General features: G+C 71.1%; 9 protein-coding genes. 1 reads left to right on the forward strand and 8 read right to left on the reverse strand.

Annotated elements, in window-relative coordinates; translation table 11 throughout:
• Positions 1-203: 203 nt before the first annotated feature.
• Positions 204-13637, forward strand: coding sequence for an LWXIA domain-containing protein (locus HWX39_RS15060; protein ID WP_175968817.1), 13434 nt, complete (start codon positions 204-206; stop codon positions 13635-13637).
• Between the two features lie 55 nt (positions 13638-13692).
• Here the strand turns inward: HWX39_RS15060 and asnB are convergent, their stop codons facing one another.
• From asnB to sctJ, 8 genes are all read right to left on the reverse strand, one after another.
• Positions 13693-15660, reverse strand: coding sequence for an asparagine synthase (glutamine-hydrolyzing) (asnB, locus tag HWX39_RS15065; protein WP_175968818.1), 1968 nt, complete (start codon positions 15658-15660; stop codon positions 13693-13695).
• A 270-nt stretch (positions 15661-15930) separates the two neighbouring features.
• Positions 15931-16962 (reverse strand): EscU/YscU/HrcU family type III secretion system export apparatus switch protein, encoded by a 1032-nt coding sequence (locus tag HWX39_RS15070; RefSeq protein ID WP_069260404.1) that lies wholly within the window; start codon positions 16960-16962, stop codon positions 15931-15933.
• A gap of 16 nt (positions 16963-16978) precedes the next feature.
• Positions 16979-17788, reverse strand: coding sequence for a type III secretion system export apparatus subunit SctT (sctT, locus tag HWX39_RS15075; RefSeq protein ID WP_069260405.1), 810 nt, complete (start codon positions 17786-17788; stop codon positions 16979-16981).
• A complete protein-coding gene (locus tag HWX39_RS15080; protein WP_175968819.1) occupies positions 17782-18498 on the reverse strand; it encodes a hypothetical protein in 717 nt (238 codons plus the stop codon). Before HWX39_RS15080 ends, sctT begins: the two co-directional genes overlap by 7 nt.
• Positions 18491-19867: a type III secretion system ATPase SctN gene (gene sctN / locus HWX39_RS15085; protein ID WP_069260407.1), complete on the reverse strand. Its 1377-nt coding sequence runs from the start codon at positions 19865-19867 to the stop codon at positions 18491-18493. Before sctN ends, HWX39_RS15080 begins: the two co-directional genes overlap by 8 nt.
• Complete coding sequence (gene sctL / locus HWX39_RS15090) at positions 19864-20493, reverse strand: type III secretion system stator protein SctL (protein WP_175968820.1); 630 nt, start codon at positions 20491-20493, stop codon at positions 19864-19866. The genes sctN and sctL overlap by 4 nt, the downstream gene beginning before the upstream one ends.
• Complete coding sequence (locus HWX39_RS15095; protein WP_175968821.1) at positions 20475-21224, reverse strand: SctK family type III secretion system sorting platform protein; 750 nt, start codon at positions 21222-21224, stop codon at positions 20475-20477. Before HWX39_RS15095 ends, sctL begins: the two co-directional genes overlap by 19 nt.
• A complete protein-coding gene (gene sctJ, locus HWX39_RS15100; protein WP_175968822.1) occupies positions 21221-22090 on the reverse strand; it encodes a type III secretion inner membrane ring lipoprotein SctJ in 870 nt (289 codons plus the stop codon). The genes HWX39_RS15095 and sctJ overlap by 4 nt, the downstream gene beginning before the upstream one ends.
• Positions 22091-22108: the final 18 nt, after the last annotated feature.

A 22108-nucleotide genomic window follows, 5' to 3' on the forward strand; every position in this document is an offset into this window, starting at 1 on the left:
GCTCGCGCCCGTACTGCTTTCAGGGGCCCGAACGACGCCGCGCCCGTCTCGTAGCGGGCGCGGCGCCGGTTCGCCGGCCGCCCGTCGTCGCTACGAAACAGCGGCGCTCCCGCCGCCGGACGCGTCCGTACACTCGAACGATCGCGGCGCGGCGTGCAGCGCGCCGTGGGTGCCGCGCATCGCGCGGTTCATCGGAGACGAGCATGCTGTTGATCGACGGATTGGGACTGGGTGTCAACTGGCAGCGCTTCCTGTCGGAAACGCTGGATCCGGTCGTCGCGCCGCCGCCTCCCCCGCCGCCGAAGAAGGACGATCCCGCGGCCGGGCCCGCGAACCCGACCGTCACGCCGCCGATTCCGGTCACCGCGACGCCGTCGACCGATCCGTCCAAGCCGACCAACGCGGAAATCCAGTCGGCCACGGCGTTGATCCAGAGCATGGCCGCGCAGTACACGCCGCCACCGCCCGACATCACGGTGGAGAACGACAAGACGACCGCCGTGCAAAAGGCGATCCAGGACGCGCAGACAAAGTACGACAACGCGTCACAGGAGCTGCAGGGCGCGCAGAACGTGCTGCACCTGGCGAACCGCGACCCGGAGACGACAGCCGACGAGCGCAAGACCGCGCAGGCCGACTATGCGAAGGCACGCACGGCCGCCGATACCGCGCAGCGCGAACTCAACGTGACGACCGACGCCGGCTACATGATCCTGTACGGCGAACAGGCAAACGCCGACATGCCGGCCGGGATGAAGATCGACGATTCCGGCAACGTGACGGACCCGGGCGACGCGCAGCATGCGGCCGACCAGCAGCTCAAGACGCTGCTCGCGGCGTTCCCCGATCATCCGGATGATCCGAACTGGGTGCCGCAGGCGAGCGACTGCAAGAACCCGCTGCAGATCCGCGCATACGACGACTGGCAGACCGCGCAGGCGCATGCGTCGGCCGGCTCGGCGAAATATTTCGCGGACGTCGCGAACTCGAATCTCGCGTACGCGCAGTTCCAGTCGACCCTCGCCGACCCCGACTACAAGGCGGCGCTCGACGCCGGCGTCGGCCGGCTCAACGATGCGTTGCAGCCGTTCGACCTGCAGGTGTCGATGCCCGACCCGCCGGATTCCGCGGATGCCGCACAAAAAGCCGTCACGGCCGCCGCCAAGGATGCGAACTACGCGAATGCCGCGCTTGCGGCGGCGAACGACAACGTGACGCTCTCGCAGGCGCAGCAGCAGTCCGATGCCGACAACGGCAAGGACGGCCCGACGGTGATCGTGCCCGGCGCGATCGAGAAGGACAAGACGGCGCTCGATCACGCGCAGGTCGCGGCAGGCACGAGCAGCAGCTATCTGCAGATGCTGGCCGCGCAACAGCAGGCCGACACGTTGCAGGCGAACTACAACGGCAAGCTCGCGCGCCTCTCTGACGATCCGAGCGACCCGTACCGGCAGCTCCAGCTCGCGAAGCAGCAGGCGAGCATCGCGCACGACGCGTTCGTCGTCGCGTACGGCACATCGCTGGCGCAGCAGTACGACGACCAGGCCGCGCAGATCGAGGCCACCGTCAAGCCGCCCGCGCGAACCTCGCCGTTCGGCACGGCGAACCCGTCGCAGCTGTTCGCGCCGCCGCCGTGGAACACCACCGGCACGCCCGCGAACGGCACGTCGAAGCTGCCCGGCGCGGCGCCGCTGTTTTCGTCGCCGCTGCCGACGACGAACGCCGCAGGCGCCCCGAACGGCAGCCAGCCGTTGTGGAACACGTCGCCGCTACTGAACGGCCCGCTCCCGTTCCCGCCGGCGAATGCGGGCGCGAACCCGGCCACGCCGTCCGGCCCGACGCTGCTCGATGCGAAGCGCCTGCGCGTCGCCGCGGGCGCCATCCGCGCCGCCGACAACCGGCTGTCGAATCTGGTCAACGAGCGCGCGACCGGCGCGGCGCTCACCGAAGCGCGCAACCAGCAATCGCAGAAACACGCGACGCTCGCGACGATCCAGCAGCAATACGACGACTGGCAGGCCGCGCATCCGGCGCCGCTGCGCATTCGGAAACTCGCCGACGGCGACATCCTGCCCGCGTATACGCCGCCGCTGCCGAACCCGAACCAGAGCCAGCTCGATCAGGCCAAAAAGGACGCGCAGAACGCCGACAACACCGTGCAGCGGCTGCAGTTGCTGAGCGAGTCGGCACACCAGCAGGTGTTGCTGGACCAGTTCGATGCGGGGCTCGACGAGCGGCTGCGCTATGCCGCGCCGGATTCGGACGCGTACAAGGACTACCAGAAGGCGCAGCACGACTTCTACGAGGCGCATCGCAGCGAACTGTCGAACACGCTGCTCGACGCGGCGAGCGCGAGCACCGGCAACGGCGCGACCATCGACTTCGGCAAGCTGAGCGACACACAGCAGCGCAACCTGATCGGCGTCGCGCTCGGCATGGAGCCGGACGTCGCCGGCGCCCCGTCGTCGAACCCGTCCATCGCCACCGACACGCAGACGCATTTCACCAACAAGGACAAACTGTCGACGATCGACGGCGTGCGCGACAAGCTGCTGAAGATCGGCGGCGGCGCGGCCACGCAGATCAACGTGCTGCCGATCGTGTATGCGGCGAAGGACGCCGGCATGCAGACGACCGCGATGTTCAAGGTCAAGGACAAGGACGGGGGCACCCAGTTCGTCGACGAGGCCGCCAGCACGTACAACGACATCAACGATTACATCGACAACAACGAACTGTCGTCGGACGGCACGGTCGACATCGCGACCGGCCACAACGACAACGGCACGCTGCAGATCACGTCACGCGCCGCGCACCACGACAGCGGCTTCGACAGCCTGATGAAAACGCTGACCGGCACCAAGGTCAATCTCGGCATGCTGATCGGCGGGATGGTGCTCGAAGGCATCGGCGGCGTGCTCGACGCGACCGGCGTCGGGCTGCCGCTCGGCGCGACGCTGAACGTCGTCGGCGCCGGCATGACGTACACGTCGATCGCCGCGACGATGACGAGCTCGGCGCTCGACATCAAGACCCGCCTCGATCACGGCCGCAGCATCAATCCGCTGACCGACCCGGGCGCGCGCGCGGACTTCATCAACCTGGTGCCGATGGGCGCCGCCGGCGCCGCGAAGCTGGCCGGCAGCAAACTGTTCACGCGCACCGTCACGGCGCTGACGCGCACGCCGAAAGTGGCGTCGGTCTTCAGGGGCGCGATGAAGGCCACGGCGATCACGACGGGCGCGATCGGTGCGGGCGAATCGTTCGTCGAGGCCGGCGTCGACTACTGGAATCACGACACCAAGGCAGGCAACCAGGCGCTCGTCGGCGGCGTCACGAATCTCGCGCTGATGGGCGCAGGCGGGCTCAAGGAGCGCGCGGTCACGAGCGTCGTCAAGCGCACCGGCAGGCCGTTCGCCGCGCGCACGCCCGACGGCCGCACGGTCACCGTGGACGGCCGGACGATCGGGCGACTGCTCAATCAAGGCGACGACGCATCGCTCGCCGCCGGCCGCAATCGCGCAACGTTCGACGGCGAGCGCGTGACGGTCGCGCGCGACGGCACGCTGAGGGTCGGCGACAAGATCCTGACCTACGAAGACCAGCCGATTCGCGTGCTCGACGGCGCATCGCGCAACGCGTTGCCCGCGGGCAAATCCGTGGTGCTCGGCGACGACGGCAAGTTGTCGGTCGTCTCCGCTTCCGACAAGAACTGGACCAACGGCACGCGGGTCGACTCGGTGACCGACACCGGCGAACGGCTGTCGTTCGGCCCCGGCGGCCGAATGAGCGCGACGCCGAAGATTCTCGCGAGAACGCCGCTCGACCTGCTCGACAGTGCGCTGCAGCAGGCGCGCGACGAGTACGTCGCCGCTCGCGGCGAACAGGCGCCGCGCAGCCTCGCGCAAGCGGCGCAGCAAGGCGAGACGGCCAGCGCCGCGAACGACGCGCGCAGCACCCGGCGCACCAGCGAGGAACGCGCGCGCGTCGACGCGCAGCAAGACGAGCGCGCTGCCGAGCACGTGACCGACGCGAACCTCGACCGGCGCAGCGCCGACGCACAGGCGATGCGGTACCGGCCGCTGGATACCGACGCGCCGGCCGGTGCGCTCGCGCGCGCGACGCCCACCGCCGCACGCCCGCGCGTCGACATCCGGGTCGTCGACCTGACCGGCGCCGAGCCCGCCGCGCGCGCGGCCACGGCCGATCCGGCCGGCATCTCGGTGCCGCGCGGCCCAGGCGCGGAGCCGCTCGAGGTCGGCGGTCGCACGCTCTACATCGTCCGCGACGGCGACGCGCCGCACGCGGCGTCGCCCGCCGCCGCGCGCGCGCAGAACCTCGACGAACCGATCGTCGTCGTCGCGGGCGAGCGTGACGCGCAACTCGCGCCCGAACTCGCGAACCGCTGGCAGAAGCCGGTCTACGCGGCGACGCCCGACGCATTCGGCGCCGACGGTCAGCTGCGCACCGACGCGCGCATGCTGCGCTTCGATCCGGCACCGGACGGCGTCGCGGTCGCAGGCGGCCCGGCCGGCGGCGACGCCGCCGAACAGGCGTCGCACGCCGCGCCGGCGCGCGACGCGAACGACGGGCCGGTAATCGTGCTCGCCGGCAAGCGCGGACCGAACGCGCCCGCGATGCCGCACCCCGCCGCGACGCCGCAGCCGATGAAGGCACTCGACGGCCGCTTCAGCCCGCCGAACCGGGTCCTGGTGCTGGTCAGGCCCGAACGCGCCGCCGCGCCCGAGCGCGCGCCGGCGCACGACGAGAGCGCGCCGGCGCGATCCCGCGCGGACGGCGCCCACCCGCGCCCGGTGTCGGACCACGAGGTCGCCGGCGCCTACGATGCCGATCTCGTGGCCGCGCATCCGGAGACGACCGAAGCCGCGCCGCCCGACGCGGCCGCGTCCGGGTCGGGCTGGTTCACGCGGATGCAGATGCGCTTCGGCGGCGCGCCGGTGCCGGAGGCCGCGCGGGCACTCGCGGCGCAGTCGGCGACGCTCGTCACGCAGTTGCGCATGCTGAGCGAGGCCGGCTGGCGCGTGAAGGTCGGCAAGCGCGGCGGCGGCAGCCACATCGATTCGCGCAAGCGCGTGATGACGATCGACGGCGCGCTCCAGGACCCCGGCAGCATCACGTACACGCTCGCGAGCGAGGCGCGCCAGGCGGTCGAAGCGATGGCCGGCGTGCTGAACCTCGACTACGGCAGCCGCGGCCGCTTTACGCGCAAGGCGCTCGAAGCGCAGGCGCGCGCCCAGATCAACGCGTTCGAGGCACGCTACGAGATCGCGCTGTCGACCGGCGTCGACATCGCCGAACACGCGCATCTGCCCGACGCGATCGCGCGCGAAGGCGTGGACTGGCACGGCCCGACGAGCGATTACACGGGTACGGTCGCGCGACTCGCCGACAACGTCGCCGATGCGCCGGTCTCCGGCCGCGACGAGCAGACCTACCGCGAGTTCTACGACGACGTGTGGTCGCGCCAGCAACGCCGGGGCGGCATCCCGCACCGGATGCCCGCGCCGCGGATGCACGCCGGCGACGGCCGGGACGGCACCGCGCCGGCCGGGCGGCAGCACCTCGACGAGCGCACCGCGTGGAGCTACGCGCATGCGGTGTTCGCGTCGCCGTTCGGCGACGGCCCGGCGCCCGATGCCGCCACGTTGCAGGCGCGCCGCGACGGACACCTGTCGACGCTTGCGGACGGCAACGTGCTGATGCTGCACGCGGACACGCTGCCGGACGGCACGCTGCTCGTCGACGGCCAGCCGGTCGGCGCGCACGAATACGCGATCGCGATGGCGCCGTGGCATACGGTCAAGCAGGCGGATGCGATCGTGCTGTCAGCCGGGCACGGCGGCTACGAAGCGGCCGCGCGGCTCTCGAACGTGTGGCGGCGCGCCGTCTACGCGCCGCCCGAGCATGCGGCCGGCGCCGATGCGACGGTGCACGACGCGCGCGTGTTCCGCCGCTTCGACCCGGCCCCTGCCGCACCGCACGCCCTCGGCGAACTCGCGGCCGACGCCGACGGCGTTCATCTCGACGGCGATCCGGCCACCCGGATCGACATCGACGGCAACGTCGGCGAACTGCTGGGCGCAGGCGCGCGCAAGACCGCGTTCGCGCTCGGCGACGACGCCGCGCTCGCCACCGTCGACCGCAGTCCGCAGCCGCCCGGCGCGCCGCAGGAACCGTTGACGCCCGAAGCGCAGCGCGCGGCCAACGAGCAGCTCGTGATCGACGAGCAACGGGCGCTCGCGCAGCTGGAACAGTGGGGCATCCGCACCGTTCGGCTGGACGGGCCGTTTCGCGCGCTCGGCGAGCGCGTCTCCGCGCTGTCCCGCCCGCTCGGCGTGTTCCACAGCGACGAGTTCGCGACCGGCCGCCTGCCGCCCGCGCTGTCGCGCGCGGGCATCCGGAACGTGGTGAAGCTGCGCGAGCTGCTCACGCAGCACGAGATCGGTTTCGACCTGCAGGGCATCTTCACGCGCACGGGCGACTTCCTCGTCTGCGATCCGGGCCCGATCCTGCACACCTACGCGGCGCACGCGCTGTCGCAATCGCGTCTGTTCGAGATCGAAAAAGGCATGATGCGCTGGATCGAGTTGCACGGCGAAGACGCGCTCGATTCGCAACGCGACACGACACCGGTTGCCGACGACGCGTTCGTGCAGAAGCCGTCGGTGATCACGCGCGTGCGGATGCGGGTCGGCGGCGCGCCGCTGCCGGTCGAGGTCAGCGCGCTCGCGCAGCGCTCCGGCACGCTCGCGACGCAACTGCGCATGCTCGACGCGAACGGCTGGCGCGTGAAGGTCGGCAAGCGCGGCGGCGGCAGCCGGATCGACACGAAGCGCAAGCGCGTGACGATCGACGGCGCGGCGGCCGGCCCCGGATGGATGACGTACGTGCTCGCGCATGAAGCGAAACATGCGGTGGACGCGATCGAGGGGACGCTCGGCCTCGACTACAGCGGCCGCGGGCGCTTCGTGCGCACGGCGCTCGAAGCCGAAGCGCGCGCGCAGCTCAGCGCGTTCGAGGCACGCTACGAGATCCGGATGGCGAGCGGCGTCGACATCGCCGCGAAGGTGCGGCTGCCGGACGCGCTGCAGGCGGAAGCGGACGCATGGCAGACGGCGCGCGGCAATGACGGCGCGCTCGCACGGCTCGTCGACGCGTTCGCCGATGCGCCGGTGTCGGGCGGCCGCGGCAAGACCTACGCCGAGTTTTACGGTAACGCGTATGAGCGCGGCCCCGGCCGGCGCACGCGCGCGATGCCGGCACCGGAGACGCGCGCCGCGCGCGACGGCGGCGACGCACCGCCATCGATGCGCGAGATTCAGGCGCAGCGCGCGGCATGGTCGCAGGCCCACGCGGAACACGACGCGTCGCCGTTCGGCGCAGGCGGCCCGCCGGCGGTCGACACGCTGGCGCTGCTGCGCGACGGCCGCGTGCTGCTCGACGTCGGCCAGCGCATCGCGATCGTGCCGGCCGACACGTTGCGCGACGGCACGCTGCTCGGGCCCGACGGGCAGCCGGTCGATCCGCACGAATTCACGCTGCTCAACGCGCCGCCGTCCGACCCTGGCTACACGACGATCCTGTCGGCGCGGCATGCGAACGAAGGGGCGGCCGCGCAGCTCGCGAACCTGTGGCAGCGCGCGATCTACACCGTCCATCCGGACGCAATCGGCGCGGGCGGCCTGCCGGACGACCTGTCCGGGCTGAACCGCTACCGCCCGGCCAGCTATCGGCAGCCGTCGCTCGGCGAGCTGTCGGTCGACAGCGTGCACCGCACGCTCTACCGCGACGGCGATCCCGCGCGGCCTGCCGACCCTGCGGATTTCCTCGGGCCGGTGCTCGGCTCGGGCGCGTACAAGACGGTGTTCGACGGCGGCGCCGGCCAGGCGATCGGCGTATATCGCGACGGCTCGATCGAGGGCCTCGCCGACGCGTACGAAGCCGTCGAGCTCGAGCAGGACGGGCTCAGGATGCTGAAGGAGGCGTACGAGCTGCCGACCAGCACCACCGACGGGCCGTTCTCGGTCGCCAACCGCGTCGGCGTCGTGCTGAAGCCGTCCGCGCAACTCAGCAGCGTCGACGTGGAGTTCGACATCGGCCTGCCGGCCGTGGTGTCGAGCCGCGGTCTGGCGGATCTCGCGCGCATTCGCCGCGTCACGCAGGCCCACCACCTGCTGTACGACTTCCAGGTCCTGTTCGGCCGCAACGGCGACGTGATGCTGCACGATCCCGGCGAAGTGATGCCGGGCGCCGACCCGGACGGCAGCGTACTCGGGCGAATCGACGAAGTCGCCGCGAAAATCCATTCCGGGATCGCGCACGGCCGCATCAAGCTCGCGCATCCCGCGTTCGACGAGGCCGGCGCGTACGCACCGCGGCGCGGCGCGATCGCGCGCGTCGTCATGACCTTCCGCGGCATCGTGCTGACGATGCAGGCGCATGCGCTGGCGCGCCGTTCGCCGACGCTGCGTGCCCAGATGCGGCTCGCGCGCGCCGACGGCTGGAAGGTGAAGCTCGGTGCGCCCGACGGCGGTCAGTACGTCGATGCGGCGCGGCGCAGGATCGTCCTCGACGGCAACACGCGCCGCGCCGGCACGCTCGTGTTCGCGCTCGCGCACGAAGCGCAGCACAGCGTCGACCTCGCGACGGACACGCTCGGCCTCGACCGCAGCAGCCACGGCGCGTATGTAAAGAGCCTGCTGCTGGCCGAAGCCCGTGCGCAACTCAACGCGTATCGCGTGCGCGCCGAAATCCTCGCTGCGGGCGGCCCCGACATCGCCATGCACGTGCAGCTGCCGCCGGCGCTCGCGCGCGCGGCGGAACACGCGTTTGCAAGCGGCGATCCGGCCGCGCTCGACGCACTCGCCGACGCGTTCGGCGAGATGCGCACGTCGCTGCCGGGCCGGCCGACCTATCGCGCGCTGTACGGCGAGCAGGCGCGGGCCGATCTCGCCGGTGCGCCGGCGCCGCTCACGCTCGCGGCGCCGGCGCGTGGCGGCGCGCGGGCCGGCGGCGCCCGGCGCGGCCGCCATGCGCTCGACAGCGCGGAGATTACGCGCGCGCGCGCGTGGCTCGACGCGCGCGGGATGCGCACGCTCAAGCGCATCGACGGCGCGGATGCGTCGTCGCTGCGCACGCTCGTGCGGCAGGCCGGCGTCGATACCGCGCTGCTGATCACGCGCGCCGGCAAGCTCACGCCGGCGACGGCGCCCGATTTCGTCGCGACCGCACGGATCGATGCGAACGGCGCGATCACGGCGCCGAGGTTCATCGGCCGGAAGCTGACGCCCGACGAGCAGCAATCGCTCGCCGCCGCGCTCGATGCCGCGCATGATGCGGCGCAACCCGCGCAGGCCGCGGCGGCACGCGCGGGCTTCGCGTTCCATGCGTCGCCGGTGCCGCTCACGCAGCTGCAGGCGCTCGGCGGGGTGTCGAAGATCGAGCACGCGAGCGACGGCAACGTCGTCGAATTCACGCGACGCGGCCGCGTGAGCAGCCGGTACGTCGATGCGATCGGCGCGCTCGCGGATTCGAAGCACTACCGCAGCGCGCACAAGGCCATTGGCGCGGCCGGCCCGTCGGATACGCTCTACGCGATCGATCGCACGAGCGGCGAGATTCGCGGCCATGCGACGTACGATGCCGCGACGGGGTCGTGGAAGTATCGCGAGAATGCGCCGCTTGCGAAGACCCGCATCGAGAACCGTCCGCTGCGCGACGCGTATCCGCGGCGCGCGCAGATGCGCGTGCGGCCGCACGGCAAACCGCACGGCGTGCCGCTCACGCGCGCGCGCCGGCACGGCGTGTCGTTCGTGGTCAGCAGCGTCGATCCGGCCATGCTCGAGCAGGTCGGCAATCGCTTCGATCCGCCGAAGCCGCCGAAAGCCGACAAGCCGGACAAGCTGCCGCGGCCGGGGCTGCGCTATCTCGGCCATCTCGGTCTCACCAGGACGCTGAACGCGCCGCGCCGCGTCGCGCTGTTGACGCGCAACCGCACCGCGGCGCTGCTCGGGCGCGCACGCGTCGGCGCCGCGCTGCCCGCCGCCGCGGCCGCGACCGTGCCGCTGTTCGACCAGAACGTGCTGCCGGCGGGCAAGCATGCGGCGCTCGATTTCAGCGGCCACAATGCCGTGCATCTGCTGAGTGCGGCCGAGTTCGGCGCACTCGATGCGGGCAAGCATCGCATCTACGTGTACGACACGAGCGACGCGCTCACGTACCAGCTCGACACACCGCGGGGCGTGCTGGTGCCGGACGCGAAGGGCAAGCTGACCTGGCACGACGGGCAGAATCCGGGCGCGCCGGGTGTGCCGCTCGAGTCCTCGCCGATCGGCGCCGGGCCCTACGGCGCCGACACCCATCTGCTGCTCACCGAGCTCACGCCGAACGAACTGGCGGATCACGCGCGCGGCACGCGCCTTGCCGCGTTGAACCGGCGCGTCGAGTATCTGGAAGGGATCGAGCAAGATCCGTCGCCGAGCACCTTTGCGTCGCTGCGCAGATGGGCGAGCGACGAGGCACGCGAAACGCGCCGCGCACGCAACACGCTGAAGAAGGAAATCAAGGCCGCGACCAAGGCTGCGAAGCGCCAGGGCCTGACCGCGCCCGCATACCCGGAGCTCAAGATTCGCCCGTACCAGCCGTCGCTCGTCAGCACGACGCTGGTCGAATGGAAGCGCCTGTATGGCGACGGCAACGTGCCCGACCTGTTCGCGCACCTCGAGCGGATCGACGCGCTCGCGAAGTACGCGCGCGATTCGCGGCTGCCGCCGCTCGAACTGACCGACGCAACCGACACGACGCCGCCGCCCGCGATCATGGCCGATGCCGCCGCATGGCGCGACACCGGCATGCCGTTGTACGTGGCCCGCGACTGGTCGGGCGGCGGCGCGCGCTACGCGCCGGTGCCGTTTTCGAAGCGGGCGCAGCGCGTCCTCAGCACGGCCGCCGCCACCGACCGCGCGCTGCGGCGTGCCGTGCTCGGCGCCGGCAACGCGTTGCGCAACCGCATCGTGCCGATGAGCCGCGCGTATCGGCTGTCCGACGATCCGGCCGCGTTCGTCGCGCAAATCCGTCGCAACGGCGGCGTCATGCCGGTCGTGACGATCCCGATCGATCCGCACACGCTGAACGCGACGCGCGGCGCGAAGCACGACGCGGAATTCGTCAGCGACGTGAAATCGATCGGCGACCAGAAGAAGGCGAAGATCGACTACTGGGAAGGTACCGTCACGGGCGAGAACGGCAAGGTCATGCACCTCGACGACCTGACTCGCGAGAACCTGCATCGCTGGCTCGACGCGGCCTCGCAGGCCGGCTTCCTGCTGCGCCTCGAGATGGCGCCCGCGCGCGCGCTCGTGTCGTCCGCCGACTATCGCCACCTCGCGGGCACCAACGACGGCTACCACCATCACGCACGCCTCGGCACCCTGCTCGAATCATGGGCCGCCGAGCACGAGGGCCAACCGGCTCCGCACGTGATGGTGACCTTCCACGGCTGGGACGCGGTGCCGGAGCCGGTGCCGGGCGCCGGACACCTGGAGCTGCTCAATTCGCTGCTCGACCGGCCCACGCTCCAATGGGTGCATGTCGGCCTGTCGTACGCGACGCACGGCGCCGACTTCATCGCGAACCAGGAGCTGACGACCGCGCTGGCCAGGCTGCTCGTCGAGCGGGCCGTGGAGGAATACGCGCAGCCGGGCGGCTTGAACCCGCGACACAGCAAGCTCGCACGGCTGCACGGCACGGACGCGCTGACGCGCGTGTTCGAGCGCGTCGATCGCGACACGCTGGCGGACCAGCACCAGATGCTGCTGGCCGAAATCGAGCGGATCGGCCGCGAAAAGGGGCTCACGCCCGCCCGGATCGCCGAATTGCGCCAGCGATTGTATGAAGGCAATACGACGCGGCTGCTGAATCGCGCGCGCTATGCGACGGCGAAGTTCGCCACCGACGCGTGGCACGCCGACCCGAAGCACGCGCCGTCCGAGAAGTCCCGCGAGCGCGCGTTCAACGACGCATGGCTGAAGGACGTCGGCGCGCTGCTGGACGCGCCGGAGCAGGACACGACGCTGATCGACGGCCGGGACGTCGCGGCCGGGCTCCAACCGTGGCGCGAAGTGGTCCGGCGGCCGGCGCTGATGGTCGACGCGTCGCTGCCGGTCAGCGACAACCGTCTGATCAGCGCGCAGGCTGCCGACTACGTGAAGCCGGACGATCCGCTCGCCGCATTCGCAGAACTCAATGCGCTGCGCCTGCAGCAGATGGAACGCTCGTGGTCGGTGCTCAACTGGAAGAACGTGCTGTCGGGACTGGTCGGGATCGGCGCCGGCGTCGCCGTCCACCATATCGGCCTGACGCCCGCCCACTACAAGCAGGCGGCCAACGCGACGTTCGTCGGCGTGCGAACGGGCCGCCTCGTCCAGGCACTGCACCAGGACACGCTGCGCGCGCTGCAAAGCGGCGATCCACGGCTCTTCAACCACGTGATCGATCGCTTCATCAACGGGCTCAACAACCAGTTGTCGGCACACCGGATGGACGAGGCGCAACGTCGCGAGTCGCTGGTGCGGCTGGCGGCCGAAGGCCGCGCGAAGATCAACCTGCAGCTCGAACTGCACGGCCGCAAGGTGCTGTCCGCCGACAAGACGGTCGAGTATACGAAGCTGCTCGCGACCGACATGATCCAGCAGATGCAGGGCGTGCTGGCCGGCACGTCGATCCAGCAGCTGCATCACGGCAATCCGCGCCGCTTCCTCGGCAAGGTGGGCCGCACGGCCGCGATCGCCGGCTATGCGAGCCTCGGCGAATTGTCGCTGCATACGCTGCTGCAGGATCCGTCGCTGGTGCCGTTCCTCGGCACCACCGGTGCGGTGCTGGGCCTCACCTACACCGGGCTCGTGCAGGCCAGCGCGTTCACCCACCTGAGCATCGAACGGCGCAGCCGCGTCGTGCGCTTCATCGATACCGCGTCCGACCTCGCGAGCATCGCAGGCGGCTATATCGCGCCGTTCGTCGGCGCGGCGGCGACCATCCACACGAACGTGCCGATGGCGATCTCGTCGCTCGGTTCGGCAACGCTGCTCGCGCTCGCTCGTGCCGACACGCATTTCCCGAACCTGACCAAGCGCGTCACCGGCAAGATGCCGACGATACTGCTGCTCGCACCGATCGGGATCTACGTCGGCAACTGGATCTATACGGCGTTCAGCGGCAGCGGCAGTAGCAGCAGCAATAGCGGCAACGGCAACACGCCGCCGTCGAGCGGCGCGACGAACCACGGCAGCGCGCCGTCCGTGCCTTCCGCGCCGCCGGCACCGCCGTCAGGCACGCACGCGCACGTCGCGCCCGCGGCGCCCCCGACGACGACACCGCAGGCGCCCGGAGGCGCCGCCGCGCAGCCCTACATCGTCGTCGCCGGCGATTCGCTGTGGGTCATCGCCGACCGGCATCGCCAGTCGCTGCTCGACGCCGCGCACGTATCGCCCGCCGATCAACAGGGAATGACGCGCGACCAGCAGGACGCGCGCGCGCTGAAAGAAATCCTGCAGCTCAATCCGTCGGTCGCGAACGATCCGAATCGCCTGCCGGTCGGCGCGCCGCTGATCGTGGGCTGATGGCGGCGCGCGCCCGGATGCGGCGGTGCGCGTCGATCGCGCCCGCCGCGCCGCGTCACCCCGCGCGCTGATGTTCGAGCCACGCCTGGAACATCAGCACCGTCCACAGCTGATGTTGCCAGTTCATCCGGCCGGTCTGGTGCTGCCGCCACAGGCGCTCGACGGCGGCCGCGTCGAAGAAGCCCTCCTCGCGCAGCCGCGACGGCCGCAGCAGCGTCTCGGCCCAGCCGCGCAGCGCGCCGCGCAGCCAATGGTCGACGGGCGCGCAGAAGCCCTGCTTCGGCCGGTCGATCAGCGCGGACGGCACGTAGCGGTCGAGCAGGCGGCGCAGCAGCGCCTTCGACTGCCCTTCCGGCAAGCGCACCGCCGCGGGCACCCGCCACGCGAATTCGACCACGTGATGATCGAGGAACGGCATGCGCGTTTCGAGGCTGACGGCCATCGCCGCGCGATCGACCTTCGCGAGAATGTCGGTCGGCAGGTAGGTGAGCGTATCGATCGCCATCGCCTGCTCGGCGAAGCTCAGATGCTCGGGCCACGCGGACACCGTGTCGAGCGGCGTCGGCGGCTCGTGCCCCGACAGCGCGAGACGTTCCGGATGATGTACCGCCGACATCAGCAGCCGGTACAGCCCGATGCGGCTCTCGGCCGTCATCACGTGGCCGAGCTTGTGCAGGCGGTCGCCGATGCGCGTCGCCGTATCGCGTGCCTCCACGCCGCCCCACGCACCTTGCGCGACGGCCGCGAGCTGGTCCGCGTGATCGGGCCGCAACGCATGCAGCGCGGCGGCGATCCGCGCGCGCACCGCCGCCGGCACGCGATGCAGCTTGCGCCACAGGCGCGGCGTCAGGAAGTAGCGCGTATAGCCGCCGAACAGCTCGTCGCCGCCGTCGCCGGACAGGCTCACCTTCACGTGCCGGCGCGTCAGCTCCGACACGAGGAAGGTCGGAATCTGCGACGCATCGGAGAACGGCTCGTCGTAGATCGACGGCAGCTTCGGCACGACGCCGAGCGCATGGTCGGCCGTCACGTAGAGTTCGGTATGGCGCGTGCCGAGATGACGCGCGACTGCCTTCGCGTATCCGGCTTCGTCGTACCCGGCTTCATGGAAGCCGATCGTAAACGTGTCGACCGGCGTCGCCGATTGCGCCTGCATCAGCGCGACGATCGTCGAGGAATCGATGCCGCCCGACAGGAACGCGCCGAGCGGCACGTCCGCTTCCATCTGCCGCGCCACCGCCTGGCGCAGGATCGTGTCGAGCTGGCCGACGGCTTCGTCGGCGCTGCCCTCGAACGGCTGCGCGCGGCCATCCTCGATGGCCTGCTCGAGCGTCCAGTACGCGCGGATGCGCGGCGTGTCGCGCGCATGCTCGAACTGGATGAAGGTGCCCGGCGGCAGCTTGTGGATGCCGCGATAGATCGTGTGAGGCGCGGGCACGCTCGACTGGCGCAGGTACAGGCACAGCGCATCGCGATCGATCGCGCCGTCGAAGCCCGGATAGCCGCGCAGCGCCTTCAACTCGGACGCGAATACGAGCGCGTCGCCGATCCGGCCGTAATAGAGCGGCTTCTCGCCGATCCGGTCGCGTGCGAGCGTCAGCACCCGCGATTCGCGATTCCACAGCGCGATCGAGAACATGCCGGTCGCGCGCCGCAGCGTCGCTTCGACGCCCCACGCGACGATCGCCGCGACCAGCACCTCGCTGTCGGAGTGGCCGCGCCACGCCGGTGCGCACCCGGCACGCTCGAGTTCCGCGCGCAGTTCGCGATGGTTGTAGATTTCGCCGTTGAAGACCAAGACGTAGCGGCCGCACGCGGATGCCATCGGCTGTCGGCCGTGTACCGACAGGTCGACGATCGCGAGCCGCCGGTGGCCGAGCGCGACGCCGGCTTCCGGATCGACCCAGATCCCCTGCCCATCCGGCCCGCGATGCGCGAGGCTTGCCGTCATCCGCGCGAGCGTGCCGCGCGCTGTCTCCTCATCGAAGGCGACGCTATTCAGAAAGCCGTCGATTCCGCACATTTGATTTGTCCGCCCCTGTTGACCATTTCCGTCACGCGTGGCGCAAGCTCGCGGCCCGCCGTCCGGCGTGACGGTCGAGCCATCTTACGAAGAAATAAATCAGCAATAATTCACAGGTGAACTTGCGCGCAAACAAGAAAAAAATATCGTCAAGCGCCGCACACGCATGACCGCCCCAAGGGGCCATATCGGATCGGAACGCATGGCCACGCAAGCACGCGCGCGGAACGAAAAAAGGGCTGAATGCCGAAGCGGCTGCCGTCGCACGCATCAGCCCGCGCCGGTCGCCCATTTCAGCAGCTGCGCGACTTCGCGGAAATGCTGCGGCTGGATCGTGCCGTTCTCGGGCGTCGTCTCGTACAGCGCCTGCGCGAGCCCGACGTTCGCGAGCGTCGGGCGCAGCGCATCGCGCGCGGCACGCACGATCCGCTCGGCCGCGTCGCCCTCGCCGCGCGCGAGCACCCACGGCAGCGTGCCGATCCCGCCGTAATACAGCGCGACCGCGACGCGCGGCGAATGGACGACCACCGATGCATAGCCGATCCGGTCGGACAGCGACGCGAACTGCACTTCGCGCGCGAGCTGGCGGCGCTTCGCCTCGACGTGCGGATCGCCTTCGTCTTCCTTGTGCTCGCGCCGCACTTCGTCGATCGACATTTTCATCTTCTGGTTGAATTCGTGCCGCTGGTGCACGATGTCGATCAATGCCATCACGATGTAGATCAGCGCGGCCCAGCCGAACAGCAGCATCAGCAGCTTCACGATCAGCGCGAGGATCGAGAGCGGCCGCGTGAAGCCCGACTGCACGGCCGGGTCGAGCGACTCGACGATCAGCCAGCCGAGCGTCGCGGCGAGCAGCGCCGTTTTCAGCAGCATCTTCGCGAGATTGACGAGGTTGCGCAGCGACCACAGGTTCTTCATCCCCTCGGCCGGATTGAGCCGCGACAGCTGCGGCACGAGGCGGCTCCACGCCATCACGCCGCCGACCTGCACGAAGCCCGCGAGCAGGCCCGCCAGCAGCCCGGCCGCGACGATCTGCGCGGACAGCGTCGCCCAGTCGCGGGCGGCGCCGTCGATCAGCACCGCGATCCGCGCGGACGGGTCGGCCGCGCCGACCGCGTCGAACACGAGCCGGAACAGCGCCTGCAGCCGCGCGAACAGCGCGCCGATACCCACCGCGAGCGCGACGCACACGCCGACGAAGAACGCCGACGAGATCGTTTCCGCGCTCTTCGGCACATCGCCTTTCTCGCGCGCTTCGCGCAGGCGTTTCGCGGTCGGCTTCTGGTCCTTTTCGGCCATCGCGGCTCCGTCGCGCTCACGCGCCGCCGTGCGCGGCGAACAGGGCGCGCAGCAACGCCATCAACCCGCTGTCGGGGCTCAGCAGTGCATGCAGCGACGCGTACACCACCGGCAGGAACAGCACCATCATCAGCAGCGCGAGCGCGCTCTTCAGCGGCTGCGAAAACACGAACACGTTGAGTTGCGGCACCGCGCGCCCGACCAGCCCGACGCCGAGCTCGACGAGCACCAGCACGATCGTCACCGGCGCGGCGAGCTTCACCATCCATTCGAAGATCGTGTCGGTCTGGCGCACGACGAAGGTCTGCAGCATCGACGAGAAATCGGGGCCGAGCGAGCCGATCGGCCACCACGCATACGACTGCGCGAACAGCTGCACGAGCACCTGCAGCCCGCCCGCGGTGACGAACAGCGCGATCGCGACGAAATTGAGGAATCCCGACGTCGGGCCGCCTTCGTGTCCGCCCATCGGATCGAAGAACGCGGCGCTGCCGCTGCCGGTCTGGAAGTCGATCAGGTAGCCGACGCCCTGGATCGCGAACAGCACCGCGCTGAACGCGCCCGCGAGCAACATGCCGACCATCGCCTCCTTCGCGACGAGCAGGCACCACATCAGGAACGGCAGCGCGGCCACCTGCGCGGCGTCGATCGCCGGCGCGACGAACGCGGCGATCACGACCGCGATTCCGTTGCGCACGAGGCCCGTGACGATCTGCTCGTTGAATACCGGCACGACGAACATGATCGGCAACAGGCGCGGCATCACATAGAGCAGCGGCCGCAGCGTGCCCGCGACGTCGTTGAAGCCCGAGGCCGGGTCTAACATCGGCGCTCCAGCGTGGCCGGCGTGGCGATGTCGGGGGGATCATCGCCAGCGCCATCGGCGGCGGAAGCGGCCGGGTCGTTCGGGTCGCTCGGGTCGTCCGTGTCGTCCCGGTCGGCTCGCGTATCGGCCCGCGGTGCGGTCATCTCCGCATCGAATGCCTGCGCTGCGCCGGACGCGGCCGCCCCGTGGCCCGACGCGTCGGCGCCCACGGCCGCCCATGCGCCAGCCGTCGCGAAACGTCGCACCGCATGACCGTCCGCGACTTCGTCGGCATCGCGCTCGACCCGCGCGGCGCGCGCGTGCAGCGCCTTCTCGCCGGCTTTCCCGAGCTTGTCCTCGGCTGCCTGCGCCTTGCGCGCGGCGCGCTGCAGGTCGGCAAGCGTCGCCTCGTGGCCGCGATGCACGTGCGCGGCCTCGTTCACCGACGCGTTCGCGGTGCCGATCTGCCGGTCGAACGTGCGCGTGTCGGCCGCCGCATCCTGCAGCGCGCGCGCCTCGCGCACGTCGTCGGCGAGCCGCGTCTGGATCGCGGCCTTCGCGGCGACCTGCTGCGCCAGCTGCGCGTGCGCGGCCGCGAGCGCGCGGCGGCTCTGCGCGGCGATGCCCTGCTGGCGCGCGGCCGCGACGCGTGCGATCTGGCTGCGCATCGCGCGCACGCGCTTCAGGCGCGCGAGCGTCGCGAGCACGAGGCGGTCGTCGGCTTCAGACATGATCGTTCGCCAGCTTCGTCAGCTTCGCGAGCAGCGTGTCGAAGCGCACGTCCTCGTCCGACGCCTGCGCGCAGAACGCACCGATCGCGTCGCGCGCGCGCAGCGCGAGATCGCCGAGCCGGTCGCTGCCTTCGCGATATTCGCCGATCTGCACGAGCAGCTCGATTTCCTGGTACTTCGCGATCAGCTCGCGCACGCGCGCGGCCGCATGCTGGTGCGCGCGGCTCGCGACGAGCGGCATCACGCGCGACAGGCTCGCGAGCACGTCGATCGCCGGATAGCGGTTCGCGAGCGCGATCTTGCGCGACAGCACGATATGGCCGTCGAGGATCGAGCGCACTTCCTCGGCGATCGGGTCCGATTCCTCGTCGCCTTCGACGAGCACCGTATAGAGCGCGGTGATCGAGCCGCGCGAGCCCTGCCCCGCGCGCTCGAGCAGGCGCGGCAGCACCGCGAACGTCGACGGTGGGAAGCTGCGCCGGGTCGGCGGCTCGCCGCTCGCGAGGCCGACCTCGCGCTGCGCGCGCGCGAAGCGCGTGAGCGAATCGACCAGCAGCAGCACGCGCTTGCCCGCATCGCGGAAATGTTCGGCGATCGCGGTGGCGACCAGCGCGGATTTCACGCGCTCCATCGCCGGGCGATCGGACGTCGACACGACGACGATCGACCGCGCGCGCACCTCGGGCGACAGGCTGTGCTCGATGAATTCGCGCACCTCGCGGCCGCGTTCGCCAACGAGCGCGATCACGTTCACGTCGGCCTGCGCGCCGCGCGCGATCATGCCGAGCAGCGTGCTCTTGCCGACGCCGGACGGCGCGAAGATGCCGACGCGCTGCCCGATGCCGAGCGTCATCAAGCCGTCGATCACGCGCACGCCGGTCGGAAACGGCGTGTCGATCAGCTTGCGCGCGAGCGGATTCGGCGGGTCCTGCTGCGTCGACACCCACGCGGCGCCGGTCACCGGCCCGCGATCGTCGAGCGGCCGGCCGAGCCCGTCGAGCACGCGGCCGAACAGCCCTTCTCCGACCGGAAACACATGCTCGCGCCCGGACGGCACGACGGTCGTCTCGGGCGACAGCCCCGCCACGTCGCCGAGCGGCGTGAGCAGCGTCGTCTGCCGCGAGAAGCCGACCACTTCGGCGAGCAGCGTCGGCTGGTTCGGCGTGCGCAGCTCGCAGATTTCCCCGAGCCGCGCACGGATGCCCGTCGCATTCAGGATCTGCCCGACCGCGTGATTGACGCGGCCCTGCACCGACACCGGCGAGAAGAACGCGAGCCCCGCGTCGAGTTCGCCGACGAGGCGGCCGCGATCGAACGGCGCGCCGTCGTCGTCGCCCGCCGGCAGCGTATCGTCGAGCGGTGCGTTCATCGCGCGGCGCCCTTCAGCGCATCGCGGCGGATCGCCTGGCGCAGCGCGTCGATCTGCAGGTCGAGGCTCGCGTCGATGCGCCCGGACGGCGTCTCGACCGTGCACGCATGGCGTTCGAGCTGCGCGTCCTCGACGATGCGGATCTTCGGCCGGTTCGACTGCCCGGCGAATGCGCCGTCGAGCGCGTCGCGCATTTCGTCCTGGCGGCCGGGCGCGACCCGCACGATCAGGAACGCCTCGTCGCGCACGAGCGGCGCGATCCGCGCGAGCGCGGCCTCGTACAGCGTCTTCGTGCTCATCTCGCCGACGATCGCGCGCACGGCCTTCACGACGATGTCGGCCATCGCATCCTTCATCGTCTCCATCGTGCGCGCGGCGGCGAGCGCCTGCGTATAGGCCTGCGCGGCCTGCTCGCGCTGCGCGCGGCGCATCCCTTCGTCGTAGCCGGCCGCCTGGCGCCTGTCGAATTCGCGCTGCGCGTCGGCGACGATGCGCGCGGCCTCGTCGCGCGCGGTGGCGATCACCGCGGACGCGTCGAGCAGCGCCGCGTATTCGCGCTCCTTGAGCACCTTGCGCTCCGACAGGAGTTGCAGGTTGTCGCTCGTGATCAGAAAAGCCAGTCCCATGACGCGAGCCTCTCGGGAATCAGAAACAGGAACATCAGTTCGCCGAACTGGTCGCGCTGCGCGCGGTTCAGCCAGTACGGCGCTTCGTCGTCGATCGCGCGGTGGAACTTCAGGCGTGTGCGCCGCGCGACCGCGTCGCCCGCCGCGCCGATGAAATCCGCCAGCAGCCGGCCGCCGCGCGCGCGAATCACCGCAGGCAACGCAGCGGGATCGGCACGCCACGGCTCGAGCGTGTCGGTGAGCGCACCGAATTCCGGCGCGCGTTCGAGCGCGAGTTCCAGTGCGTCCGCGCCGAGCTTCGCCGCGACTTCGGCGCGAATCCGCCGCACGGCCAGCGCATCGCGTAGCCACGGGCGATGCAGCAGCAGCCCCGCATACGCGGCCAGCTGCTCGAGCGCCGCGCCCGGCAGCAGCGCGAGCCGCGCGCACGGGTTCGCGACGTCGAAGTCGTGCCGGCCGGCCACGCCGTGCGCGTCGAGCAGGTACCGCGCCAGCAGCTTGCGGCCGGCCGCGCCGAACGCATCCGGCGAACGGTAGCGCGCGGGCCAGTCGGCCGGCACGCGCGTCACGTGCAGATAGCGGTCGGGCCGCAGGTTGAAGTCGCAGACGAGCGCATGAAACGCGGCGCGCCGCGCCGCGGGCGGCGGCCCGAGCGGCTGCAGCCACGGCAGCGGCGCCGCGTCGGATGCGGCGGGCCCGTCGCCCGGCGGCGGCGCGTACGGATCGCTCATGCGCCGTCGCGCGCGCCGTCCGGCGTGCGCAGGCCGCCGGAACCGGCCGTTCCGTGCACCGCGCGCGACGCGCCGAGCAGGCCCGCGAGCCGTGCGCCGAACATCCCGCGCCGCGCCGCCGACAGCGCGATCACCGCGCAGGTCAGCAGGATCAGCGCGAACACGAGCCAGCCGAGCGGCGAGCGCAGCCGCACGATGTCGGTCACCGCGCTGCCGATCCCGTCCACGCGCGTCGCGCGCGCGGCGGCCGGCTGCAGGAACAGCGACACGTTGTCGTACTGCAGCCCTTCGATGCTGTGCGCGACGAGATCCTTGACCATCGGCGCCATCGCGCGCAGGTCGACGCCGGGCCGGTAGCGGATATACACGGCCGCCGACGACGGCTTGATCTTGTCCGCGAGCGGATCGTTCTCCGGAATCACGACCTGCACGCGCGCGACGACCACGCCCTCGATGTCCTGCAGCGTGCGCGACAGGTCCTGCGACACGCCGTACAGGTAGCGCACGCGTTCCTCGGCCGGGGTCGACACGAGGCCCTGCTTCTGGAACAGCTCGCCGAGGCTCGCGTAGCTCGGCTTCGGCAACCCGTTCGCCTGCAGCACCGTGAGCGCCGACTGCATGTCGCCGTCCGCGACGCTGACGAGCCACGCGTTGCGGTCCGACGTGTCGCGCGCGTCGTTGTCCTTCGACGCGCTGATGCCCGCGTCGCCGAGCACCGCGACCATCTGGTTCGCATCGCGCTCCGACAGGCCCGAGTACAGCTCCTTCTGGCACCCGGCCAGCAGCACGAGCAGCCCCGCGAGCAGCGCGCGCGCCGCCCGGCTGCGCCACGCATGCGCGCGCGGCGTCGAATCGATCGTCGTCATCGTTTGTCCGCTTCAGGG

Origin of the sequence: Burkholderia sp. BCC0322 (assembly GCF_902833045.1) — a bacterium.
Lineage (GTDB): Bacteria > Pseudomonadota > Gammaproteobacteria > Burkholderiales > Burkholderiaceae > Burkholderia.